The organism is Paenibacillus sp. FSL H8-0175 (genome assembly GCF_045040615.1).
Classification (GTDB): Bacteria; Bacillota; Bacilli; order Paenibacillales; family Paenibacillaceae; genus Paenibacillus_AQ; species Paenibacillus_AQ odorifer.
Window position 1 is genome coordinate 4,891,836 of sequence record NZ_CP150299.1, and the last position, 23,802, is coordinate 4,915,637.

Below are 23,802 nucleotides of genomic sequence, written 5' to 3' on the forward strand. Positions count from 1 at the left end.
TATCAATGATAATACCCCTGACACTGTTTATTTAACTTTAAAAATAGATACCAGACTATTTAACTCTTCTGCTAGCTGAGCCAAAGCATTGGCCGTCGTTGCCGTTTCACTGCTGCTTGCCGCCATTTCTTCAGTTGCGGCGGATATGCTCTCAATTGAGAACATCACCTCAGACGATTGTGCAGCCTGTTCTTCACTGGCAGCCGCAATTTCTGTTACTTTATGAGCGGTATCGTTCACCATCGTAAGGATATGTTCAAAGGCTTCTCCATTTTTTTGTGAAAAAGCTACTCCTTCTACTACGGCATTTACACTGTGCTGCGTATTCTTCTGCATTTCTTTGATAATGCCCGTGATTTGTTTCGTAGCCCCACTGCTCCGCTCAGCTAACTTTCTTACTTCATTCGCAACAACGGCAAAACCTCGACCTTGTTCACCTGCGCGGGCCGCTTCAATCGCTGCGTTTAGGGCAAGCAGATTTGTCTGTTGGGCAATATCTTCAATCACCGCGATAATCTCACCAATCTTATCGGAGTCTTCCGCAAGTCTAGACATTTGTGTATCCAGTACTGCCATTCCTTCTACGGAGTTCTTAACCACGATCCCTCCATCTTGAGCGATACGCATCGTTTGATCTGAAAGCTCAGAAGCCTGTTCAGCACTCTGGGCTACTGAATTAATCGCCGCAGATAATTCTCGGAACAACTCATTCATCGTTTGTGCTGCACTAGCTTGACTCATACTTCCACTAGCTACTTCCTCTGTACTTGCTGAGATTTGCTGTGCAGCAGCTGAGACACTTTCCGCAGAAGAGGAAATGCCGCTAACAGTGCGTCTTAGGTTCAGAACCATTTCATTAACAGAATAAGCTAGCATTCCAATCTCGTCCTTAGATTCCAGGTTCGACGTTTCGCTTAAATCACCATTAGCCACTTTACCTAGCAGGCGCATTACTTGATTTAGAGGCCGTGCTATGATCTGCGATATTAGAAGACCCAGACCAATACTGATGAGCAGCGCAACAATAGTAACGCTAAAAGTAATCAAACGAGAGGACTGATAAAGGTCATTGGCATTAACAATCGAACCTTGAGCCTGCTTCATATTGATGTCTATTAAATTTTGCAGAAAGTCAGTCAGCTCTGTTGTAGCTGTTTGCAAATCACTTACAAGCAAAAAATTTGTATATTTCTCATTACTAATATTTGTTTTATCAATTTCAATAGTATCATCAAGACTTGTGATATAACGTTGCCAGATCTCAGGATAATCTTTCATTATCGCCAATTCTTCTTCCCTCAACGCAGTCTTGCTATATTTACCCATGATCTCTTCAATACTTTGAACGTTTTTATGTATTTTATCTTCGTATTCTTTCTTTTCTGCCGCTGTTTTAGCCATCGTGTTTATATCACGGATATTAATTCTATTTGTTAAAAATAGTTCATTCGCTTCTCCCAGATAAGCTATAGGTGTTAAGCGATTTTCGTACATGTCCACGATAGAGCGGTCCATCTTACTCAAATTCGTAATTCCATAGAATCCTACAAAGCACAATATTGCGGATACTAACAGAAATGCGGAGATTAACTTCACTGCTGTTCTTAAATTATAAAACCACTTCATTTTCCTCAGCCCCTCATTGGCGTTAGTCATTTTTTAGTAATTCTTAGGAACTATTTCATCATATACGGTAAGCAGATTAAGGTAACCGAAAAAAAATAGCGCGACCACGCAAAAATATTGCGTCATCCCGCAAAAAAAGCGCAGACCAAAAAATCCCGCCTCACAGCACCGTGAACGGGATTTTGATCTATTTGTTTGTTACGAATTTTCATAGTGAATTGTTGAAATCGGACTCCTTCAATATGCCCAGTCGTTTAGCTTTTATTGCCGCTTCAATTCTTGATTTCACATTTAGCTTCTGGAACAGACTCGTTAAACTGTATTCCAGCGATCGTTGACTCATAAGTACAATCTCTGCTATTTCCTTGTTGCTTTTTCCTTTTGCAATCTCTGTCAGCATTTCATGCTCTTTTTTGCTTATCTTCGGGTTTGCTTGGTCAATATTAATCTCCATTCCTTTGGGTGATACTTTTCTTAACTGTTTAACTAGGGTATGAGGCAATATGACATCTCCCCTTAAAGCACAACGCACTGCTGCAACCAACTGCTCTCTATTTGTCGTTTTTGAAATAAACCCAAACAAACCCGATTCGATCATCAAGTTGAATTTGTTTGTAATTTCGTATCCGGTGTAGATTAAGATAATTGCGTCTGCGTTTATTTTTAAGACTTCCTTCGCCAAATCAATCCCATTCCCATCAGCGATATGAAGATCAAACAGCATCACGTCAAACGTATGGCTACCCACCATGTTAAGCGCCTCATGGGCTGAATTGGCTAGGGTAACCTTCATATCTCCCTCTTGTTCCAGTATCATCTTAGTCCCTTCCATGACAGAGGGATGATCGTCCACTAACAAAATTTGAATCATGCCTATTACACCCCTATCCCCTTATTATGCCCCATGATTAATCTGCAGGTATGGATATAAAGACAGCTAATCCCTTATTCTCTGGCGAAAGAAATCGTATGGTCCCATCCATACTGCGAACCCTTTCTTTCATCCCATAAATCCCCATGCTCTTAAGAGAATCCTCTCCTAAAAGGCTCATTCCAATTCCGTTATCTTCATAATCCAAAAGCACCTGTTGCCCTTCGCTAGCTAAGGAGATACGTACTTCTGTGGCACAAGAATGTTTAGCTGCGTTAGCCAAAAGTTCCTGCACAATACGGTACAGACCAATGAGAATCTCGTCTTTTAACTTATGCTTAAAAGCTGTTGACTCAAAATAAATCTGATAGTCGTTCCGCAGCTGAGCAAATTCAAACAACGTCTCAAGTGAGGAAGCAAGCCCCTCATTGATTAATGCTGGTGGCCTAAGCTCATTGCAGATCATCCGCAGTTCATAGATAACATCGAGTAAACCTTCTGTGATCTGTTCTAGCTGCTCCTTTAGTTCCCCCGTAACGGATTTATCACTTAAAAAATTATCAAGCTTACGATACCAGATGATCTGTTCTTGAAGTGCTGAATCATGTAGATCTTGAGCCAGCCGTTTGCGTTCATTCTCGGATAAATTAAACATAAAGCGCAGCAACCATGTCGGAGCTTGCTCGGAAGCCGCTAACTCAAGGTCCTTAGTTAGATCTTCTATGAGCAAAAAATTATCAAATAACACACTAACATAACGGGTAATCGTCTTCAGCCACACTCGAACAGAACTTATTTCTAATAAAATAGACTTCTCATTAATGGATAGAATATAGCTTTTTCTTCGGAACTCTCCGATCTTCAGTGAATAGCCCCGCTCGGTCTCAATAATCTCGCATATTTTATCATGGTTATCTTCAACTTCAACCATACAAATATTGGTAACCCGCAAGACCTCTCTAACTTCTTTTAGTAATCGTTGTTCCATGTGACTGATCTTCATCGCACCAAACAAATCTTGCGAGAATTGATCAAGACTCATCTGTAAGTTGAAATACCTTTCCTCGCTGTTCCGAATGATCTGCTCTGTGAGCTGTCTTTCCACCTCAATTTTTTTTCGATCACTGATATCCCTAAAGATAGAGATACATGCAACCTTACCCTTGTATAGAATTGAGCTAGCTGTTACTTCTACATCGATAATAGATCCATCTGACCGCACGACCTTTTGTTCAATAGGAGCTAATATCCGATTGGGTCCATAATAGATTTCACGCATCCGATCTCTAGCCAGCGTTATATAGTCTGGGTGGGCCCAATTAAAAATAGAGGTGCCAATCAATTGATCCTCACTGCAAACTCCAAACAATCCTAAACAGGAAAAATTCACATAAAGGAATTTATATTCACTATGGAGTACTACCGCTTCAGGTGACATATCAATAAGCAGCCGATTGAGTTCCTCGCTTTCTCTAAGTTCACTCTCCATCTGGACCCTTTTTGTAATGTCTCTCGCTACGATCACAATACTAACTACTTCTCCATCCTCACCAAGAACAGGTGTACCCAAGCATTCCAGGTCTATAATGTGACCTTTGATGTGAATAAACCGATTGTAAAACATCTTACATACTTTTGTCCGAAAAATATCCAAGATCTGTTCCCGCAACACTTCTTGTTCATCAGGATGAATATATTCCAAAATAGTTGTGTTCTTTATTGAACCTACAGGAAGACCAATAATTTTCTCACAAGAGGACGAAGCAATAATGAAGTTCCCTTGCTGATCCAGAACCCCAATCATATCCTCCATATTCTCTGTAATAAGCCTGTACTCCGCCTCCCGCTGAGCCAGCCGCTTTTCTACCTCCACAGATGCAGTGGTATCTCTTGCGATAACAAAGGTACCCACAATTTGATTGTTTTCATGTACAGGGATGTTTTTCATCGACCAATGGTTAACTAATCCATTCTCGCGGACAGAAGTAACCGTATAATGCTGCAGAACTCCGCCAACCGTTTTATCAAAATAATCAGACATCATATGCGAATTCTCTGCGCCAAATAAATTCACAATGGATAAGTTCTCTCCGAATCTATTAAAAGCTTCTCCAGTAATTTGCTCTGCCGCTGGATTGATAGTCACAATGCTGCCCTGCAGATCCAATTCACACACGATATCTGGATTATGGTCAAACAGGGATTTGTAGCGCTGCTCGCTTTTTAATAGAACCTCTTGCATCTGCTTTTTTTCCGTATGATCGATTAAGATCCCATTGAGCCGTACCACTGCCCCTGTCTCATCCATACTGGGAATGATCCTGACTTGGACCCATCGGAGTTCACCGCTGGCATGGATGATCCGATATTCACTGAGATTGCTTATTCCTTGCCCCACTGTAGTTATAATCTCTTGAATTAAAGGCCGCTCTTCTTTAGGAGCAATTCTTAGCCAAAAGTCATCTTCCTTCGCCTGTTCTGGTGAATATCCCGTGATATTGAAAATGGCATCCGATATGAATAACATTTTCCGTGATACGTAATCGTAAGACCAAATCGCCACATCGATCGTAGCAAACATCTGCTGATACAGAGAAAAGCTACTCTCTAACTGGGCTTGAGCATTTTTTTGTTCCGTGATATCTATGATGACGCCATCTATTCGACAAACCTTATGCTCTTGATTAAAAACGGGCGTGCCTATACTTTGAACCCACTTCAGCGCTTTTGCAGGTAACTGCATACGATACTCAAGATTACATAGGTGACCAGAGTATAATTTATCTATATACGCATCAAACCGTTCAAGATCCTCACCGTACACATATTCACGTAAAAAATTGGGGTTATGCGTTAAAGCATGATCTGAACAGTCCACCCATTTCTCCAAAACATTCGACATTGTCAGCAAATTCGCTTCCATGTCAATAGACCATGAGGTCATATCCTTGTCGCCAAGTGAATGCATATTGAGATTCCCTCCACATAAAAAGCCCCCCCTTTTCGGGGCGGCTTTTTCTTCCTATTCGCTATTTCGCAAGCGTCTTTACATTTTAGCCATTATCTACTGAGCAATCTGCTCGCGGATATTCTGCAATATTTTCTTCTCCAGCCGGGATACCTGCACTTGAGAAATCCCAAGGCGACTGGCAACCTCTGACTGCGTTTGGTCACGGTAATACCGAAGATAAACAATCAGCCGTTCACGCTCGCTGAGACCTCCGATAGCCTCATTCAGTGCCAGCTTATCAAACCAGCGTTCCTGTGATTCGTCAGCGATTTGATCAATCAGTGTGATCGGGTCGCCATCATTCTCGAACACCGTCTCATGAATCGAGGTCGGTGGCTTGTTAGCTTCCTGAGCAAATACCACTTCTTCAGGGGTAACCCCCAGTGCCTCAGCAACTTCACCGATGGTAGGCAGACGGTCCAGCGTCTTAGACATTTCATCCTTCATCTTGCGGACCTTATTAGCCATCTCCTTAAGAGAACGGCTAACTTTCAAGGTTCCATCGTCGCGAAGGAAACGCTGAATCTCGCCAATGATCATCGGCACGGCATAAGTGGAGAATTTGACCTCATAGCTGAGGTCGAACTTATCAACGGACTTCAAGAGCCCGATGCAACCGATCTGGAACAAATCGTCAGGTTCATACCCGCGGTTCATAAACCGCTGCACTACCGACCAGACCAACCGGATATTGCAGCTAACTAGTGTGTCTCGGGCAAGATTATCTCCGGCCTGACTGAGCGCGATAAGACGTTTGACCTCCGCATCGTCCAAATAGGTCGGCGGAGCTTTTTTTGACTCTGCATCCATGGCTCCAACCCCTAATTGTATAAAGCTTTTTTCGAAACGATGGTTTTCTTCATTGAGATCGAAGTGCCGTGTCCCGGTTCACTAGTGACTTCAAATTCATCCATGAAATTCTCCATAATGGTAAAGCCCATGCCCGACCGCTCCAGCTCTGGCTTTGAGGTATATAGCGGCTGTTGTGCCAGCTCCAAATCCTCAATGCCCCGTCCCTGATCCTCAATGGTTAAATGTACCGTTTCGTTGTCCAGCGAAGCTGAAATAGTCACAATACCTTCCGGATCACTATCATACCCATGAATAATACAATTGGTGACCGCCTCCGACACGACTGTCTTCAGATCATTCAGCTCGTCCATTGTAGGATCAAGCCTAGAAACGAACGCCGCTACAACTACACGCGCGAATGATTCGTTCTCCGAGAGTGCAGCGAACTGCACGTTCATGAAGTTACCAGCCTTACCATTTGTCATAACGCAACCTCCAAATCCGAGAGTGCAGTGCTCTCGTCGTCATATAGGGGCATGATCTTGAACAGGCCTGACATTTCCAGAAGTCGCTTCACAGGTGCCGTTGCATCACACACCACCATTTTGCCGCCTTTACTATGGATCAGTTTATACCTTCCCAGAATTACGCCGAGACCCGAACTGTCCATAAACTGCAGATGCTTAAGACTAAGGATCAAATGCGATACCTGACCCCGCATAATCGCTTCATCCATATCCATTCTTACAAAATCGGCGGCATGATGATCGAGTTCCCCAGATAAACGGACAATCAGCACACCCCTGTGATGCTCCATTTCCACATTAGAATTCATGCTTGCCACTCTCCTCTTCGTTGCTTTGAAAACTTGGCCTTAAGAGACAGTACCCATTCTCTTCAAGGACAAGGTTTCTACGTGGCAAATCAGGAATCCTGCCTCACGACAAAACTAGAAGAAAACCCCTATGAATCTACAAAGCACATGGGCGCAATCTACAAAAAAGCTCTTTTTAATCCATGCCGAACATCGAGCCTGTTGTACGTTTAAAGAGCTTCCACCAGCCTGCTTTTGCCACAGCTTCCCCTGCTTTAAGTTCATACTCTTTAATCACTTGGGTTCCTTGGTAGACAACCAGCTTGCCTATGGACTGGCCTTCAGCCACTGGTGCCTTCACGCTTTCTGGAAGTACTAGTTCGTGACGAATGCCTTCTTGCGTCACACCTTTTTTCAAAAGAACACTATACGTCTCTTTCGCCGTAATCGGCAGCTCGGACTTCACACCCTTCTCAATCTTAAGGGTACCGATAGCGTCCCCTTCTTTGTGAATAGTGTGGATCTTATATTGCGAAAAGAGATAGTCAAACATGCCCGACACTTCACTGTTACGTGTCTTCGTGTTCGGCTCACCCAGCACAACAGCAACAGCACGCAGACCGTCTCTTGCAGCCGTAGCGGATAAGCAGAATTTTGCTTCAGCGGTATATCCTGTTTTCAGTCCATCAGCGCCTGTATAGAAACGTACAAGCTTGTTCGTGTTTACCAACCAGAATGGTTTGGTGGAATCCTTACGCAGATAATCCTGATAGGAACCGGTATATTTGATAATTCTATCATGCTTTAAAAGCTCCCGGCTAATTACCGCAATATCGTAGGCTGAGGAATAGTGATTAGCAGCTGGAAGACCGTTGCAATTGGCAAAGTGGGTATCTTTCAGACCCAGCTCTTCCGCTCTTTTATTCATCAGATCGACAAAAGCGCTCTCCGAACCCGCTATTTTCTCTGCCATTGCCACAGATGCATCATTACCGGAGGCCATAGCGATGCCTTTGAGCATCTCATCCACCGACATTTCTTCACCAGGCTCCAGGAAAATTTGCGATCCTCCCATCGATGCGGCATATTCACTCGTGCGCACCTTATCCGTCAGTTGCAGTCTTCCTTCATCCAGTGCTTCCACCGTAAGCAGCATCGTCATAATCTTCGTAATACTTGCGGGAGGCAGCTTATCATGGCTGTTCTTCTCATAAATAATAGTGCCAGTGCCTGCATCCATCAAAATCGCAGAACGCGCACCAGGCGCAAGATCTACAGCGGCAGCATTACTGCCAGAATCCTTGCTTTTTTCCTCAGCATAAGCACCTGACATCGGTCCTAGAACCGACACAACGATACAGAGCACAAGCACAGCAAAACGCATTTTTCTCACAATGGTTCCCCTCCTGAACGTTAACCTTCATATCACAGGTACTGTGTTCCAGTTTCGTCAGAAAGGGTGGGAATTATTCCATTTCCAAGTAAATAACTATAATAATTTATCGCAAGAAGTAATGATGTTGTCAATAAAAAAAAGCCCAGCAGCAGTTGCAGAGCATTTTTATTATAGGGGAGATCAAAAGTTAATTCAAATTTTAAGTATTTCCAATTTTTCCGTACTCAATTAACCTCCCTTTAAAGGAAAATGTAATATTTTAACGAATGGTATTTAAGAACTTAACTGCTTATAGAGGAGTGAATATACAGATGAACCACCTTGCAGATTGTATTGAAGCAGAAGCTAAACAGAACAATTTCTCTGGTGTAGTGCTGGTACAACAACCTGATAAAAAAGTCATCAGCAGTTGTTACGGTTATGCCAATAAGTCGGATAAGCGCGAAAACAATGTTCATACTCGGTTCGGCATTGCTTCCGGGTGTAAAATATTTACCGCGATCGCTGTCTGCCAGCTGGTCGATCAGGGATTGATTTCTTTTGAAAGTAGACTAATAGATTATCTTAAAAAAGTAGATTTTCCTCTCTTTAGTCCCGACATCACCATACATCAGCTGCTAACGCATAGCTCTGGTATTCCGGATTATTTTGATGAAACAATTATGGATGATTTCGAGGATCTGTGGAAGGCACGGCCTATGTACACCTTGCGACAGCTTGAGGATTTTGTGCCGATGTTCCGAACCCTTCCCATGATGTGGACTCCTGGCGAACGTTTCCACTACAACAATGCCGGCTATATCGTGCTAGGCCTTCTGGTGGAGGAATTGAGTGGAATGACTTTTTCCGAGTATGTAGAGCAGCACATCTTTAAGCCTTGCGGAATGGAGCAATCCGGTTACTTTACGTTAGATGCCTTACCTGCCAACTGTGCACTAGGATACTTAGAGGAAGAGAACGGAAACTGGAGAACCAACATCTACTCAATCCCGGTAAAAGGAGGCGCTGACGGTGGAGCTTTCGTCACTGCCCCCGACATGCAGCTATTCTGGAGCGGGTTAATCAACCATACATTATTGAGTCCAGTACTCACTTCATTATTGCTTACTCCCCATGTACATGTGGATGGCGAAGGCTATTATGGTTATGGTGTATGGATTACCCTCCGCGAAGAAAAAGTGTTCAAATTTCACATTATGGGCTATGATCCCGGTGTTTCCTTCCGGTCGGCTATCTATCCAGCTAGTGGCGAGACAGTGGTCGTATTATGTAATACAAGCAGCGGGGCTTCGCTGATATTCAATAAGATTAATAATCAGTTATAAATATTGCACCATTGAGCAAAACGCAAAGCAGCGACCTTCCCGTTATGGGAGGATCGCTGCTTTGTTGTTTGTTTAAGGCCATAGCCATGACAATATTTATATTGCCTAGGCTAGTACCGTGTTACCCCATCTTTAGTAACAAGTGCAAATACCAAAGGTTGGGCAGGAACAGGTTCAGAAGTGATACGGTAGGCTTCTAACACCTTACCTTCAGCTTCCTCTACTTTCTTCTCACTGGCATCATTGATATGCAAGACTGCAAGCGTCTCGCCGATCTCTACAGCATCTCCAACCTTTTTAGAAAGTTGAATCCCCACAGCCAGATCGATTACGGATTCCTTAGTTTCACGTCCAGCTCCAAGCAGCATAGCCGCAACGCCAATTTCCTCGGCCTGAATCCCTTCTATGAACCCTTTGGTTTTTGCTATCACTTCAATGAATCGCTTAGCCGTAGGGAGCTTCTCCGGAGAATCAATTTGCGATACATCTCCACCTTGTGCCTTCACGATTTGTTTGAACTTCTCTAGCGCACTGCCATCTTCAATATGCGTCATAAGAATCGAACGTGCCTCCGCTTCATCCTTGGCTTTGCCGCCAAGAACAAGCATCTGGCTGCCCAGAATAAGACAGACCTCCTGCAGATCCTTCGGACCGTGACCCTTCAAGGTCTCGATTCCTTCCTTAATTTCCAACGCATTTCCGATCCCGTAACCAAGCGGCTGGTCCATATCACTGATAATCGCAACGGTATTGCGACCCAGATGCGTTCCAATGTCAACCATCGCCTGAGCGAGTGCTATAGAATCATCCAGCGTCTTCATAAAAGCACCGCTGCCTGTTTTGACATCCAACACGATCGCATCCGCACCTGCTGCAATCTTTTTGCTCATCACAGAGCTTGCAATAAGGGGGATGGATTCAACTGTTGCAGTTACATCCCGAAGGGCGTACAGCTTTTTGTCTGCGGGTGTAATGTTACCCGACTGGCCGATAACGGCAGCCCCGATCTCCCCTACTTGGTCAAAGAAACGCTCACGAGCCATCTCGATAGAGAAACCACTGATGGACTCCAGCTTATCGAGCGTGCCTCCAGTGTGCCCAAGTCCGCGGCCGGACATCTTCGCTACCGGTACTCCAGCAGAAGCTACCAAGGGTGCCAGTACTACAGTTGTTTTATCGCCCACTCCGCCTGTGGAGTGTTTATCAACCTTAATGCCTGCGATTGGGCTAAGATCTACTTGATCGCCGGACATCGCCATTTCCATCGTTAGATCGCCGGTTTCCCGCGCGTTCATGCCTTGGAAATAAACAGCCATTGCCCATGCAGAGAGCTGATAATCAGGCACTTCACCTTTACTGTAGCCCTGAATTAAAAAGGAAATTTCCTCACGACTCAGCTCTCCACCATCTCTTTTTTTCTGAATAATATCTACAGCTCTCATATTACACCTGCACTTCACGGACAATTGCGCGAGCAAGTCCGATAAATTTTGGTCTAGTCAAATTAGTTACCTTCATTATCTGTTCAAACGTCAATGGCTCAAGCTCATTCACTTGTGTCATAGATTGGACCTCCCAAAAATTCAAAATGCAGTATCCGAAATTACATTTTCGGAATAAAGCCCAACACCAGCTTCAGGAAACGCTCACGCACACGATCTGCAGTTTCCATAACCTCTTCATGGTTGAGCGGTTGATCCAGGATTCCCGCAGCCATGTTAGTAATACAGGAGATACCCAATACCTCGATACCTGCATGCCGGGCAACAATGGTTTCCGACACAGTAGACATGCCCACAGCGTCAGCCCCTAGATGACGAAGCATTACGATTTCAGCAGGTGTTTCGTAGCAAGGTCCCAGCAGACCTGCATATACACCTTCTTTGAATTCGAAATTCTGCTGCGCTGCCGTTTCCTTCGCTACCTTGATCAGGCGGCGGCTATAAGCGGTTGACATATCCGGGAAGCGCACGCCCAGTGCAGGATCATTAGGTCCTATTAACGGGTTCCGTCCCGTCATATTCAGATGATCCGTAAGGAGCATAAGATCGCCCGGCGTGAAATCTGTGTTCACTCCACCAGCAGCATTAGTTACTAATAGGCTGGCTATACCAAGTTCTTTCATAACCCGAACAGGGAATGCCGTAACCTCCGGTCCATAACCCTCATACATATGAAAGCGGCCCTTCATCATCACGACACGGCGTCCTTCAATCATACCGATCAGCAGTTCTCCCTCATGCCCTTCTACAGTGGACACAGGGAAGTGAGGAATCTCATCATATGGAATGCTGATTCCATCGGTGATCAGGTCTGCCAGCACACCGAGTCCTGAACCAAGGATCAATCCAATTTCCGGAGCCACCGGACATTTGTCTTTTATATAAATGGCTGCTTCTTGAATTTCTTTTTGAGTTAACATGCTATGGATGATCCTCCTTAATGAATGTTGTGGCGCAACCCACATTCTTTCATTGCAGTTTCGCTAAAAAGCTTGTCCCATACTGCGGTGCCTTCGCACCGAAATTATCAGCAATGGTTGCAGCAACATCCGAAAAGGTCTCACGAATACCCAAGCTATCTGGATGCTTAAGGCGTGGGCTGTAAATAAGCAGCGGCACATATTCACGAGTATGATCTGTTCCACTATGGATTGGATCATTCCCATGATCTGCTGAAATAATCAACAGGTCATCTTCACCAAGCGTGGATAGAATTTCAGGCAGCGCCTGATCGAATACTTCCAGTGCATGACCGTATCCTTCCGGATCGCGACGGTGTCCATATAAAGAGTCAAAATCCACCAGATTCGTGAACAGCAACCCGTTGAACGGTTGGCGAAGCTGCTCAATGGTAACTTCGATACCATGTTCATTGCTCTTCGTAGGGTAAGAAGCTGTAACCCCTTCACCTGTGAAAATATCGTTGATCTTTCCTACCGCGATAACATCTTTTCCGATATCAGCCAGCGAATTCATTACCGTTGGTTCCGGTGGTTTCACGGCATAATCATGGCGATTCGAGGTCCGTACGAACTTTCCTGGTTCGCCAACATATGGACGAGCAATAACGCGCCCTACGGAGAATTCAGGAGCCATAGTTAGCTCACGGGCGATTTTACACGCGCTGTATAGCTCTTCCAGTGGAATGATATCTTCATGTGCCGCAAGCTGGAATACACTGTCCGCAGAGGTGTACACAATCCAAGCTCCGGTCTTCATCTGCTCTTCGCCATATTCAACTAAAATTTCCGTACCGGAAGCCGGTTTATTACCGATCACTTTCCGGCCAGTTGCTGCTTCGAATTTCTCAATCAATTCTGCCGGAAATCCATCCGGATACGTATTGAATGGAACCTCAATTTTCAGCCCCATCAGCTCCCAGTGCCCGGTCATCGTATCCTTACCTACAGATACTTCCTGCATCTTGCCATAATATCCAGTTGGTGAAGCTACAGGTTCAAGCGGCGGCAGCGGAGCAATATTAGCTAATCCTAACTGCTGAAGGTTAGGCAGTTTTAATCCGGGAACACGGTTCAAAATATGGCCAAGCGTATGCGACCCTGCATCACCAAAATTCGCAGCATCTGGAGCTTCTCCGATACCTACACTATCCAAAACAATAAAACCAATTCGTTTAAATGAGGACATATTGTCTTCACTCCTTTTTTAATATAGATCGTTCGTTCATTCGTTTGCACCAACAAGAAGAAACGGCTGTACCTTCTCCCGGAAGTCAGACGCTTCCGTAGCTAGCGATACAATGTATCGCCTGTCAGGTATCCGTTTCTGCCAAAGGATAACCTGTGGAAAATTACCCATTCCCCAGTCTATCCTATAAGTATGATTCCATCATAACTATCTTACTCACAAAAAGCATCTTTGAAGCATGATCAGCGAGCTCTGGGATGATGGCTCTCATATACTTCCTTCATATTCTTACGCGCGATACCGTTATAAATCTGAGTCGTCGAAATATCAGCATGACCCAGCATTTGTTGTACGGAACGCAAATCCGCTCCACCTTCCAGTAAATGGGCGGCAAAGGAATGCCTAAGCGTATGCGGTGTAATATCCTGCTCAATGTTTGCTTCCCGAGCGTATTTTTTTATGATTTTCCAGAACCCCTGGCGGGTTAAACGCCCACCTAGGCTATTCAGGAATATAGCCGGCTCCTCCTGATGATCACGAAGCAGCTTGTCCCGCATAAGAGAAGTGTAAGCTGCTACACTCTCTGCAGCAATGGTTCCAATGGGAACCACTCGTTCCTTGCCCGAAGTCCCTGTACAACGCGCAAACTTCATGTCTGTATGCACATCGTCTACGTTAAGAGAAATTAATTCAGAAACCTTTATCCCCGTTGCGTAGAGCAATTCCAGCATAGCCTTATCGCGCATCCCTTGTGCTGTACTCACATCTGGAGCAGCTAGCAGCCGCTCAACCTCCGAAACCGCAAGCACCATAGGTGGCTTCTTATCGGGCTTCATGGTTTCCATGTCCAGTGTTGGATCCTGCTCAATTAAACGTTCCTTCAGCAAATAATGAAAAAAGGCCCGCAGGGACACCGCGTTTCTGTTGAGCGTTGCAGTGGCTCTTCCCGCTCCGCGTAAGGAGCCAAGATATAACATCACATGAGATCTTCGGATTTCTTCAGGCTGCTCAACCCCCCGCTCTTCAGCAAACTCTAGAAACTGCGATACATCCCTACCGTAAGATTCCAGTGTATTCGGGGACAAGCCTTTATCTCCGGACAAATAATGTAAAAAAGGCTGCAAGTGTGACTTCATTATTTCACGCTCCTGTCCTGGCGCAGCTACTCTTAGTGTCTTCCTGCAGCACATTCAGCATGAGGCTTTAGCAGATGTGTACACAACGCTTACTCTGCATAAATCCACCCTAGCTTTCTTCGACATTCTTCTCGCTTGTTCCTGCTTCCTGCGGAGCTTTCATTCTCCGAACCAGTAATAGAAACGCAAGCGCTGCCGCGCATCCAGACCATCATCACCAACCTCGGCGTGATCAAATGCCCGAACAGCGGTGCCTTCAGGAATTCCATAGTTCTCTATCGGACTGAGCCATTCCCCTAACCAGCTCATAGCATAGTAGAGTAAATAGCTCAGAGCCACAAACATGATCATAAAATACAGCTTACGCACTGTTTTGGGCACAGAAACAATCATAAGGACGCCTCCTATTACATATAAATGAATTCTGCTCGTCCTTCATTTTATGCTCCAAAAAAGGCTGATATGTATGGCTCTAATAGACTAATCATTTAAAAAGCCCCCTCCGGTATAGGAACCGGGGAGGACTTGTGAAGTTAATTCTTAATATAAGATAACTTTAGGATGGATTTCCGTCTGTATTGTTCTTATCAGTACAGCGGTAGCAAATCCCATGGAAATCAAGTCTATGATCAAGCACTGTGAAATTAAACTCTTTCTCCAGTCGTTCTTCCAGCGGACCGAGCCAATCCTCGCGAATCTCATCCATACTGCCGCATTGCACACAAATTAAGTGATGATGATGATGCTTCGCAGTATCTGTTCGCAAATCATACCGGGCTACACCGTCGCCGAAATTGATCTTTTCTACGACATGAAGCTCACTGAGAAGTTCGAGGGTACGATACACAGTCGCAAGACCGATCTCGGGAGCTTTCTCCTTCACGAGCATAAATACGTCTTCCGCGCTAAGATGATCTTCCTCATTCTCCAGCAGCACTCTTAAGGTCGCTTCCCGTTGGGGTGTAAGCTTGTATCCTTGGGATTGTAACTGTTGCTTAATCTTGTCTATCCGTGCTTCCACCTGTCTCCCTCCCCCTTGGATAATTACCGCACCGGTCTTCAAACCACTTCTTCCATTATAGGGGGTGTCGCTTTCAGAAGTCAAACGCTTTTACTGCACAGTCAAGGTCGTCACCGCTTGTACAAGTGAAGGCGTGACCCAACGCATCATGGTTGGTGTAACCCAGGTCTCAAAACATGAAATACCCAGGATCAAAAGCGCCATCACAAATGACAATATAGTGTACATGGTAAAAGGACGAGTCACTGGCGTCCGGCGCTGTCCCATCACCCGGCTGCGGATCATCTGCAAGGAAAAAGCTATCGCAGCTGCACTGCTAACCAGCAACACAGGGATCAGCACCAGATTATGTGGAGCCACAGAGACTAACGCGAACAACATCCCATGCCAAGAATATTGACTGACCAGACAGCCAACCGTAAAACCGATCAGTACCCCTTTTAAAAAATCAAGAATCAAAATTCCCGGCAGCCCAATGACCGACAGCCCAAGAATCCAGATCAGTCCGATCCATTTCAGATTCAAGGCCGCTATACTCCAGTACGAATCAGGTGCGGCTGGCAGACCTTGCTGATCAACCGTAACAAAGAAATTCCCCAGATAATCCCCCAGCTCCTGCTGCTGATCCATCGTAAGCGCACTAACGATAAGAGCTCCAAATACAACACCTACCAGAAATAATACGCCGACAAAAATATACAGAGGCGTCTGTTCCTTCATCATCAGCCGTAAATTACGCATTTGGGACATTCCCCTTTCCGGTTACATGTTACACCATATGAGAAAACGTCCCGCGATATGACTTGTCCTTCAGGTAATGACTCTACTTTCTGGGCCGAACCACTTTACCGTACGTCCCGCCACCGCCTGCTGATAGCTCCAAAATTCCAGAGCGGGCCTGGACGATCATCGACGCCAGATCCGCACCTACAACGCCGGCAATTTCCGCTTCACCACAACCATGTAAAATGTTCATCTCAGTTCCAAACGCTTGCAGTAACGCGTTCATCTTCGCCTTCCCTAACCCCGGGATAAATTCAAGCGGAACCTGATAATGATAGGGTGGACGGTCAGCAGGCACTAACGGCGTCTTGCTGTCCGCAATATCTAGGATCCGGTCGAAGACACCTCTAACCAGCTTAAGACTGCCGCAATATTGGCAACGGTCCGAGTTGACATAAGCCTCATCAATAATACTGCCACAGCCCCCGCAATAGCTCCGGTGGTATTTGCCAAGCCGCGGATTAAGTCCGAAATTAGCACTTACCTTCCGCCCATCTTTACGTTCCAGTGCAAGCCGCAGTTCAGCGAACGAAGGCCGTGCCAGCTCCATCACATTATACTCACGCCCTAACTTACCCAGTGAATGCGCATCTGAGTTGGTTAGAAACGTGAAATTATCCAGCTCAGAGAGATATCCAGCCATTTCGGAATCTGCACTCAGCCCAAGTTCAACCGCAGCTATGCGGTCCAGATCAAAGATGTCCGCCATACGCTCGGCAGCACAGCCGTACAAGCCCTTGTGAGGCGTGAAAATATGTGCAGGGATAAGAATGCCTCCCCGGCCGTAAATCTCATCCTGAAGCTCCCTAGCCGGAGCATACAGGCGTTGGGAACTTAGATTCACGTTCCGCATATAGCGGCTCATCCACGCACTAAAGTCGGTCATGCGTTCCACGTCCGGCATGTAAGCGAGCACATGGCACTCTTTTCGCCCTGGCTCGCGGATTTCAATCTCTGTTCCCAGAATGATCGTAGTCCCTCGGTAAGCAATGCCTCCACCTTCAGCTAATGTCATCTCTCCAGATTCCAAAGAGCGCTGAATATCCCGCAGTACGCCAGGTGAATGACTATCTATAATACCGATCATTTCTAGTCCCTTGCGCTCTGCAGCTTCTTTGGCAATGCCCGCAAAGGTAAGCTCGCGGCTGCCGCTAATTTTGACAGCCTGACCTTCCGACGTTCGCCCAATATGAACATGCAAATCGCAATAGAAACTCTTCAGTTCAGTTGTTAATTCCATTGGCCTGTCAGCGTGTATAGATGCCAAGCGTACACTGCCATCATCGTTTTTGCATCCGCGATGCGCCCGTCAGCCATATATTGATACGCTTCCTCCAGGGTAAGCTCCGAAACCTCTAGAAATTCATCCTCGTCCAGTGACATGTCCCCTGGTTGAGCGTTAGTAGTCACATACAAATGAATAATCTCATCGGCGAAGCCGGGAGAAGTATAGAAAGATTTAAGCAATTTCAGATCTCCACTGTGAAATCCAGTCTCTTCCTGAAGTTCACGACCAGCCGCAACTAATGGATCTTCACCTTTATCCAGCTTCCCAGCAGGAATTTCCACCTCAGTGCGTTGCATGGGCTGACGGTATTGCTCTACAACAAGCATTTTGTTGTTGTTTAAAGCAAGCACCGCTACGGCGCCGGGATGCTTCACAACTTCACGTGTCGCAGTATTTCCATCAGGCAGTCTCACTGTGTCCACCTGCAAAGATATAATCTTCCCATCAAAAACTGGCTGTGTAGACAATGTCACTTCATCAAGCTCGGGTTTGCTGTGCAAATGTTGTTCTCCCATAAAGTTTCTGGTCTCCTTTTTCTCTATTGTGCATACGGTGTATTATAGCAAACTTAAAGGGAAAGAAGGAATTTCAGATGAATGAAATCTTCAGCCGTACAAGCTCATCCGCAGTGATGATGGTAGGTAAGCCGGAGGAAATAAAGGCCATCTTGGCTGGATGGATCCAGCAGTATGGGCGCGATATGCCCTTGGCATACATTCTTTCCCTGCACGATCAATCCGCAATTCTTCCGTCCAAGGCAGGATGAATTCATCCTCTCCTTTGGGACTTAGCCATACATGTTCACACAACTATAGGGGTGTCTCAAAAGCCATGAAATGGCTGCTGGGGCACCCCAGTCTTTTTGCGTCGCCCCGATTAGGGGGAATTGCGCTTAGGCCGCTGGTATTGGGCACAGGTTGATTGATTAAGCAACTAATGGGCTTACGATGCTGGCATGTGACACAACTTGTTGATCGCTCACCATGCTGGCGTCAGACACAACTTGTTGATCGCTCACGATGCTGATATCTAGCACAAGTTGTTTGATTAGGTTGCTATTGCGCCTACCTTTGTACGCTATCGGACTCAGTTGCCCTTAAACACACCTTTTCCTCACTTTTGCTAGGCTATCGGACCCCAGTGACGCTATCGGCACGAAAAACACACTATATGCTCCTCTTCCTAAGGAATAACTGCACTGGTGTCCGATACTCTGCTCAATTGGCGATAATTTTGCTTTTAGCGTCATCTGGGTCCTTTCGCCTCAACAGAGGGGGCGGACTTGGCGCTATCGCTCTCTCACATCGGAAGTGACTCGCGCTTTCGGACTCAGTTGACCTTAAACACACCTTTTCCCCACTTTTGCTATGCTATCGGACCCCAGTGACGCTATCAGCACGAAAAACACACTATATGCTCCTCTTCTTAAGGAATAGCTGCGCTCGTGTCCGAAACTCCTCTCAAATGGCGATAATTTTGCTTTTAGCGTCATCTGGGTCCTTTCGCCTCAAGAGAGGGGGCGGACTTGGTGCTGTCGCTCTCTGCCCATTGGAAGTGACTCGCGCTTTCGGACTCAGTTGACCTTAAACACACCTTTTCCCCACTTTTGCTATGCTATCGGACCCCATTACCGCTATCAGCACAAAAAACACACTATATGCTACTCTTTATAAGGAATAGCTGCGCTGGTATCCGAAACTCTGCTCAAATGGCGATATTTTTGCTTTTAGCGTCATCTGGGTCCTTTCGCCTCAAGAGAGGGGGCGGACTTGGCGCTATCGGTTGTGTCTCTGTGCTGTGTGATGTGTCTCAGTACTATCGAATGTGACTCGTTGCTGACTCTGCGCTGTGTAATGTGTCTCTGTGTTATCGAATGTGACTCTTTGCTGTGTGTGACTCGCGCTATCGGACACAGATGCACTTAAACACACCTTTTCCCCACTTTTGCTATGCTATCGGACCCCAGTGACGCTATCGGCACGAAAAACACACTATATGCTCCTCTTCCTAAGGAATAACTGCACTGGTGTCCGATACTCTGCTCAATTGGCGATAATTTTGCTTTTAGCGTCATCTGGGTCCTTTCGCCTCAAAAGAGGGGGCGGACTTGGCGCTATCGGACACAGTTGCACTTAAACACACCTTTTCCGCACTTTTGCTATGCTATCGGACCCTAGTGACGCTATCAGCAAGAAAAACACACTATATGCTCCTCTTCTTATGGAATAGCTGCGCTGGTGTCCGAAACTCTTCTCAAATGGCGATAATTTTGCTTTTAGCGTCATCTGGGTCTTTTAGCCTCAAGAGAGGGGTGGCATCCGGGCATTCCGGAAATTTCTACTTCGAGACTCGCCAAAAGCGGCATTAGAGGTCGCATGACTTTTTTGGGATTACCCTAAATATAGCTGCACTAAACTCCCCATAAAAAAAATACAGAGCAGCAATCCTCCGTTACGGTAGAATCGCTGCTCTGCTGTTTTATAAGGTGGTTAGCCCTTTACGCTCTCTTTTACAATATTCACAACGAGTTCAGCCACTTTAACGATATCTTCGGCTTTAATCCGTTCCTTGGTAGTATGGATATGTTCATAACCCACTGCAAGGTTAACAGTCGGAACATCTAGACCGTTGAACACGTTAGCGTCACTACCTCCGCCAGAGTGGAACAGACGTGGAGTAAGCCCCATAGAAGTAATGGCCCGCTGTGCAAGCTGCACTACCGGATCATGTTCATTAAAGCTAAAAGCAGGGTAGATGATTTCACTGCGGAATTCGCATTCTGCGCCGTATTCCCGCACAGTTGTCTCGAGCGCTTCGCGCATCGAAGCGATTTGATCGCCAACCTTCTCCTGCACAATACTGCGTGCTTCTGCATCCAGCTGGACGTGATCGCACACTACATTCGTTGGGCCGCCGCCAGCGAACTTTCCAATATTCGCTGTGGTTTCGTTATCAATACGACCCAGCTTCATGGCTGCAATCGCTTTGCTAGCGACTTGAATTGCGCTGATGCCGTCCTCTGGGTTCACGCCAGCATGAGCCGATTTCCCAAAGATTTGCATCGTGATTTTAGCCTGTGTCGGTGCTGCCACCGCAATCGCTCCAACTTCACCATTGGAATCTAGTGCAAAGCCGAAGTCAGCATCCAAGTTACTTGGATCCATCGAACGTGCGCCCAGCAATCCAGATTCTTCTCCCGCTGTAATCACGAATTGAATCTGACCATGCGGAAGCTTTTGCTCTTGGATCACACGAATGGCTTCGAACAATGCCGCAAGCCCTGCTTTGTCATCAGCTCCAAGAATCGTAGTGCCATCACTTGTAATCCATCCATCTGAACCAAGTGTAGGCTTGATATTTTGTCCGGGAACAACCGTATCCATATGGCAAGTGAACAGAAGCTTTGGAGCAGCTCCTCCATTCTCAGCTGGCCAGGTAATGAATAGGTTACCTGCTCCATGTCCGGTTCTTTCCTGGGAATCGTCTTCGAGCACTTCTAAACCCAGTTCGTTAAACTTACTCTTAAGGACATCGGCAATCTGCCGTTCATTTCTTGTTTCGCTATCAACTTGGACAAGTTCCATAAACTCCTGAATCAATCGGTCTTGTGAAATCACTGGACTTCCCTCTCTTTCGTGAATACGGTACAATGGTTGTACGGCATTACCATCTTCATGTTAATAACTTAAACTAAATCTAAAGGAGTTACCCATGCAACGTAATAAATGGTTCAAGATCTTCATCTACGTCATGTTGTTTGCCATGATTGCCTCTACGCTCTTTATGGTTATCGAGCCGTTCCTTGCAGGTTAAACATTGCTCAGGAAGCATTAATAATAGCGGCTAGGAACTCCTTGCCGCTATTTGGCCTGCACGTTTGTTCTTAATCAGCCTTTGCCATATCACAGAAAGTATCCATCAGCTCTTCATATGGAAAATGTTTCAAGAAATATGGAACCAGCTCTCTAGCCACCTCTTGAAGCTCAAATCGACGACCTGCACATTCCTCTAGAGAAGTTATCCCAAAATCGGTGATCCCGCATGGAATAATCCCTTGAAACCCGCGCGCCGCAATCCCCTCAGAAATGTTAAAAGCAAAACCATGACTGGTAATAAAACCTCTTCTAAATTTACTCTTATTAAACTTCACACCTATAGCACAGATCTTCTCATCGCCAACCCATACTCCGGTGTACTCCGGTTTACGATCTCCGGCAATACCGTAGGATGCCAAATAATCAATAATAACAGCCTCCAGACTGCGCAAGTACCCATGCAAATCCACTTTGCCATCTTCTCCGAGCTTAAGGATCGGATAACCTACAAGCTGACCGGGTCCGTGATATGTAATATCTCCTCCGCGATCGATTTCAAACAGCGCGATTCCTTTTTCTTCGAGCTGCTCATGATCCAAGAGAAGATGTTCAGGATGATTTTGTGAACCAATAGTATAGGTAGGCGGATGCTGCAAAAGAATAAGTCTCTCCGGCTGCTCGCCAGAATCAATGGCATGCACACTTTCTTTTTGCAGCTCCCAGGCCGTCCCATACTCCATAATAGGGTCATATGAAATCTGCAGCTTACGAATATCCGAATTATTCATACCGTCAGGTCCCCTTTTTCAGTCTCATGCCTGCACAGTTTGGCTCGTTATTATTTTAGTAAAGTTTCGTATCCGGGGTATATCCTTCAATATTATCCTTGACGCGTTGCAAGAAACGACCACAAATGACTCCGTCCAGAATCCGATGATCGAGCGACAGACAAATATTAGCCATTGATCGCACACCTATCATATCGTTAATGACCACAGGTCTTTTTACAATCGATTCAAATGTTAAAATCGCTGCCTGTGGATAGTTAATGATTGGATAAGAAAGAATGGAGCCAAACGAGCCTGTATTATTTACAGTGAAAGTCCCTCCCTGCAAATCTTCCAGGCTCAGTTTGCCTTCGCGTGTTTTTTGTGCCAATTCATCAATCTCACGAGCCAACCCAGCGACATTTTTCTGATCAGCCTTCTTAATCACAGGAGTGATAACCGAATCTTCTGTACCTACCGCTAACGAGATATTGATATCACGTTTGACAATAATTTTGTCTACAGCCCAGACAGAGTTCATAATCGGGTAATCCTTAATCGCACTCACAACAGCCTTCATCATGAAAGCCAGATAGGTTAGATTGATACCTTCTTTACGCTTGAACTCATCCTTATGTTTATTGCGCAGTGCGACCAGATTAGTCACGTCAACCTCAATCATTGTCCAAGCATGCGGAATCTCAGAGACACTTTGACGCATTCTTGTAGCAATTGTATTCCGGATTGGCGTTACATCAATCAGGTATTCAGAACTGCTGCCTCTGCCACCCTCAACTTCAATTGTTGGAATACGAGGAGATTCGCTCAAGTGTAGACCCGAATGGCGAAGTGGCTCTTCTGCCTTCTTCTCTTGGGCTTGAACGAACTGTGGAGCAGGCGGTTGTGACGCCATTGGGGCAGGCTGGCTAGCAGAAATCGAAGCTGCAGATCTAGCTCCGCCGCTTTCGAGGAAAGTCAGCACATCCTTACGGGTAATCCGACCACCCATACCAGTACCAGCAACTAAAGTCAGATCGATGTTATGTTCAGCAGCCAAAGTCTGTACCGCAGGAGAATAGCGTGCACGCATCATATCGCCAGCAGTTGAAGTCGCACTTTGTCCTGCAACATTATTAGAGGAATTAGCTGCAACTGTGTTAGTGTTAGTCACGTTTGCAGCAGCAGATGCAGTCACAGGCACGGCTATACGACAAATGACTTCGCCGACATTGACAACCTGGCCTTCTTCCGCCAATAGTTCACCCATAACTCCATCTATCGTTGAAGGTAATTCAGCATTTACTTTATCTGTAATAAGCTCACATATTGGTTCGTATTGCTCTACCGGATCGCCCGGTTTCTTCAGCCATTTACCGATCGTCGCCGATACTAGCGATTCCGCCAGCTGCGGCATGATCACGTCAGTCAACTTTTGGTTGTCAGACATCTTTTCACTCCTTAAAAGTTTTACGAAGCATTGACTCTTAGAAAGACTACATAGTAAAACT

The 23,802-nt window shown here is 45.7% G+C and carries 22 protein-coding genes; 3 read left to right on the plus strand and 19 right to left on the minus strand.

The annotated features are described in order from the left end of the window. Positions 1-27 precede the first annotated feature (27 nt). The 7 genes from MHH46_RS21825 to MHH46_RS21855 all read right to left on the minus strand — a co-directional run bounded on the left by MHH46_RS21825 (position 28) and on the right by MHH46_RS21855 (position 8,446). A complete protein-coding gene (locus MHH46_RS21825) occupies positions 28-1,626 on the minus strand; it encodes a methyl-accepting chemotaxis protein (protein ID WP_076192298.1) in 1,599 nt (532 codons plus the stop codon). 208 nt (positions 1,627-1,834) lie between these two features. Beyond that, complete coding sequence (locus tag MHH46_RS21830) at positions 1,835-2,497, minus strand: response regulator transcription factor (protein WP_076129497.1); 663 nt, start codon at positions 2,495-2,497, stop codon at positions 1,835-1,837. Positions 2,498-2,534: 37 nt separating this feature from the next. Further along, positions 2,535-5,465, minus strand: a complete 2,931-nt coding sequence (locus MHH46_RS21835) for a PAS domain S-box protein (RefSeq protein ID WP_076192301.1) — start codon at positions 5,463-5,465, stop codon at positions 2,535-2,537. Between the two features lie 96 nt (positions 5,466-5,561). After that, positions 5,562-6,317 (minus strand): RNA polymerase sporulation sigma factor SigF, encoded by a 756-nt coding sequence (gene sigF, locus MHH46_RS21840; protein WP_036676059.1) that lies wholly within the window; start codon positions 6,315-6,317, stop codon positions 5,562-5,564. Positions 6,318-6,328: 11 nt separating this feature from the next. Continuing rightward, positions 6,329-6,784: an anti-sigma F factor gene (gene spoIIAB / locus MHH46_RS21845; RefSeq protein ID WP_036676058.1), complete on the minus strand. Its 456-nt coding sequence runs from the start codon at positions 6,782-6,784 to the stop codon at positions 6,329-6,331. After that, on the minus strand, positions 6,781-7,134 hold the full coding sequence (spoIIAA, locus tag MHH46_RS21850) for an anti-sigma F factor antagonist (protein WP_036676057.1): 354 nt from the start codon (positions 7,132-7,134) through the stop codon (positions 6,781-6,783). Before spoIIAA ends, spoIIAB begins: the two co-directional genes overlap by 4 nt. Positions 7,135-7,309: 175 nt before the next feature. After that, positions 7,310-8,446 (minus strand): D-alanyl-D-alanine carboxypeptidase family protein, encoded by a 1,137-nt coding sequence (locus tag MHH46_RS21855; RefSeq protein WP_235219379.1) that lies wholly within the window; start codon positions 8,444-8,446, stop codon positions 7,310-7,312. Between the two features lie 374 nt (positions 8,447-8,820). Here MHH46_RS21855 and MHH46_RS21860 point away from each other — a divergent pair, with 374 nt between their 5' ends. Next, the gene (locus tag MHH46_RS21860) at positions 8,821-9,834 is read left to right on the plus strand and encodes a serine hydrolase (RefSeq protein ID WP_076192303.1); all 1,014 of its coding nucleotides are present in this window, start codon (positions 8,821-8,823) and stop codon (positions 9,832-9,834) included. Between the two features lie 110 nt (positions 9,835-9,944). Here MHH46_RS21860 and MHH46_RS21865 read toward each other — a convergent pair whose 3' ends face one another. From MHH46_RS21865 to MHH46_RS21905, 9 genes are all read right to left on the minus strand, one after another. After that, positions 9,945-11,276: a pyrimidine-nucleoside phosphorylase gene (locus tag MHH46_RS21865; protein ID WP_076192306.1), complete on the minus strand. Its 1,332-nt coding sequence runs from the start codon at positions 11,274-11,276 to the stop codon at positions 9,945-9,947. Positions 11,277-11,437: 161 nt separating this feature from the next. Next, positions 11,438-12,256 (minus strand): purine-nucleoside phosphorylase, encoded by an 819-nt coding sequence (locus MHH46_RS21870; RefSeq protein ID WP_036676055.1) that lies wholly within the window; start codon positions 12,254-12,256, stop codon positions 11,438-11,440. A gap of 49 nt (positions 12,257-12,305) precedes the next feature. Continuing rightward, positions 12,306-13,484, minus strand: coding sequence for a phosphopentomutase (gene deoB / locus MHH46_RS21875; protein WP_076129494.1), 1,179 nt, complete (start codon positions 13,482-13,484; stop codon positions 12,306-12,308). A 242-nt stretch (positions 13,485-13,726) separates the two neighbouring features. Further along, positions 13,727-14,620, minus strand: coding sequence for a site-specific tyrosine recombinase XerD (gene xerD, locus MHH46_RS21880; protein WP_076192308.1), 894 nt, complete (start codon positions 14,618-14,620; stop codon positions 13,727-13,729). Between the two features lie 159 nt (positions 14,621-14,779). Beyond that, positions 14,780-15,013, minus strand: a complete 234-nt coding sequence (locus MHH46_RS21885; RefSeq protein ID WP_036676052.1) for a DUF4227 family protein — start codon at positions 15,011-15,013, stop codon at positions 14,780-14,782. A 163-nt stretch (positions 15,014-15,176) separates the two neighbouring features. Next, entirely contained in the window at positions 15,177-15,641 is a 465-nt protein-coding gene (locus tag MHH46_RS21890) for a Fur family transcriptional regulator (protein ID WP_036676051.1), read from the minus strand. 90 nt (positions 15,642-15,731) lie between these two features. After that, entirely contained in the window at positions 15,732-16,382 is a 651-nt protein-coding gene (spoIIM, locus tag MHH46_RS21895; protein ID WP_036676050.1) for a stage II sporulation protein M, read from the minus strand. Between the two features lie 82 nt (positions 16,383-16,464). After that, a complete protein-coding gene (locus MHH46_RS21900) occupies positions 16,465-17,664 on the minus strand; it encodes an endonuclease Q family protein (protein ID WP_076192310.1) in 1,200 nt (399 codons plus the stop codon). Beyond that, the gene (locus MHH46_RS21905; RefSeq protein WP_036676048.1) at positions 17,655-18,227 is read right to left on the minus strand and encodes an NUDIX hydrolase; all 573 of its coding nucleotides are present in this window, start codon (positions 18,225-18,227) and stop codon (positions 17,655-17,657) included. Before MHH46_RS21905 ends, MHH46_RS21900 begins: the two co-directional genes overlap by 10 nt. A gap of 77 nt (positions 18,228-18,304) precedes the next feature. Here MHH46_RS21905 and MHH46_RS21910 point away from each other — a divergent pair, with 77 nt between their 5' ends. Next, positions 18,305-18,478: a hypothetical protein gene (locus tag MHH46_RS21910; protein ID WP_162636775.1), complete on the plus strand. Its 174-nt coding sequence runs from the start codon at positions 18,305-18,307 to the stop codon at positions 18,476-18,478. Between the two features lie 1,723 nt (positions 18,479-20,201). Here the strand turns inward: MHH46_RS21910 and MHH46_RS21915 are convergent. After that, on the minus strand, positions 20,202-21,329 hold the full coding sequence (locus MHH46_RS21915; RefSeq protein ID WP_076129490.1) for a tripeptidase T: 1,128 nt from the start codon (positions 21,327-21,329) through the stop codon (positions 20,202-20,204). 94 nt (positions 21,330-21,423) lie between these two features. On the opposite strand from MHH46_RS21915, the gene prli42 reads away from it, so the two are divergent. Beyond that, positions 21,424-21,525 (plus strand): stressosome-associated protein Prli42, encoded by a 102-nt coding sequence (gene prli42, locus MHH46_RS21920; RefSeq protein ID WP_094872112.1) that lies wholly within the window; start codon positions 21,424-21,426, stop codon positions 21,523-21,525. Between the two features lie 70 nt (positions 21,526-21,595). Here the strand turns inward: prli42 and lipB are convergent, their stop codons facing one another. Together lipB and MHH46_RS21930 are read right to left on the minus strand one after the other, a co-directional pair. Next, positions 21,596-22,315, minus strand: coding sequence for a lipoyl(octanoyl) transferase LipB (gene lipB, locus MHH46_RS21925; RefSeq protein WP_076193185.1), 720 nt, complete (start codon positions 22,313-22,315; stop codon positions 21,596-21,598). Between the two features lie 55 nt (positions 22,316-22,370). Continuing rightward, positions 22,371-23,741 (minus strand): dihydrolipoamide acetyltransferase family protein, encoded by a 1,371-nt coding sequence (locus MHH46_RS21930; RefSeq protein WP_076193183.1) that lies wholly within the window; start codon positions 23,739-23,741, stop codon positions 22,371-22,373. Positions 23,742-23,802 lie beyond the last annotated feature (61 nt).

Excerpts from the sequence above, each read along its gene's own strand:
- lipB (WP_076193185.1), bottom strand. The coding sequence starts at position 22,315 with ATGAATAATTCGGATATTCGTAAGCTGCAGATTTCATATGACCCTATT.
- spoIIAA (WP_036676057.1), bottom strand. The coding sequence starts at position 7,134 with ATGAATTCTAATGTGGAAATGGAGCATCACAGGGGTGTGCTGATTGTC.
- MHH46_RS21830 (WP_076129497.1), bottom strand. The coding sequence starts at position 2,497 with ATGATTCAAATTTTGTTAGTGGACGATCATCCCTCTGTCATGGAAGGG.
- prli42 (WP_094872112.1), top strand. The coding sequence starts at position 21,424 with ATGCAACGTAATAAATGGTTCAAGATCTTCATCTACGTCATGTTGTTT.
- MHH46_RS21930 (WP_076193183.1), bottom strand. The coding sequence starts at position 23,741 with ATGTCTGACAACCAAAAGTTGACTGACGTGATCATGCCGCAGCTGGCG.
- spoIIM (WP_036676050.1), bottom strand. The coding sequence starts at position 16,382 with ATGCGTAATTTACGGCTGATGATGAAGGAACAGACGCCTCTGTATATT.
- MHH46_RS21900 (WP_076192310.1), bottom strand. The coding sequence starts at position 17,664 with ATGGAATTAACAACTGAACTGAAGAGTTTCTATTGCGATTTGCATGTT.
- xerD (WP_076192308.1), bottom strand. The coding sequence starts at position 14,620 with ATGAAGTCACACTTGCAGCCTTTTTTACATTATTTGTCCGGAGATAAA.
- MHH46_RS21885 (WP_036676052.1), bottom strand. The coding sequence starts at position 15,013 with ATGATTGTTTCTGTGCCCAAAACAGTGCGTAAGCTGTATTTTATGATC.
- MHH46_RS21865 (WP_076192306.1), bottom strand. The coding sequence starts at position 11,276 with ATGAGAGCTGTAGATATTATTCAGAAAAAAAGAGATGGTGGAGAGCTG.
- spoIIAB (WP_036676058.1), bottom strand. The coding sequence starts at position 6,784 with ATGACAAATGGTAAGGCTGGTAACTTCATGAACGTGCAGTTCGCTGCA.
- MHH46_RS21860 (WP_076192303.1), top strand. The coding sequence starts at position 8,821 with ATGAACCACCTTGCAGATTGTATTGAAGCAGAAGCTAAACAGAACAAT.
- MHH46_RS21910 (WP_162636775.1), top strand. The coding sequence starts at position 18,305 with ATGAATGAAATCTTCAGCCGTACAAGCTCATCCGCAGTGATGATGGTA.
- MHH46_RS21855 (WP_235219379.1), bottom strand. The coding sequence starts at position 8,446 with ATGTCAGGTGCTTATGCTGAGGAAAAAAGCAAGGATTCTGGCAGTAAT.
- MHH46_RS21835 (WP_076192301.1), bottom strand. The coding sequence starts at position 5,465 with ATGCATTCACTTGGCGACAAGGATATGACCTCATGGTCTATTGACATG.
- MHH46_RS21825 (WP_076192298.1), bottom strand. The coding sequence starts at position 1,626 with ATGAAGTGGTTTTATAATTTAAGAACAGCAGTGAAGTTAATCTCCGCA.
- MHH46_RS21870 (WP_036676055.1), bottom strand. The coding sequence starts at position 12,256 with ATGTTAACTCAAAAAGAAATTCAAGAAGCAGCCATTTATATAAAAGAC.
- sigF (WP_036676059.1), bottom strand. The coding sequence starts at position 6,317 with ATGGATGCAGAGTCAAAAAAAGCTCCGCCGACCTATTTGGACGATGCG.
- deoB (WP_076129494.1), bottom strand. The coding sequence starts at position 13,484 with ATGTCCTCATTTAAACGAATTGGTTTTATTGTTTTGGATAGTGTAGGT.
- MHH46_RS21905 (WP_036676048.1), bottom strand. The coding sequence starts at position 18,227 with ATGGGAGAACAACATTTGCACAGCAAACCCGAGCTTGATGAAGTGACA.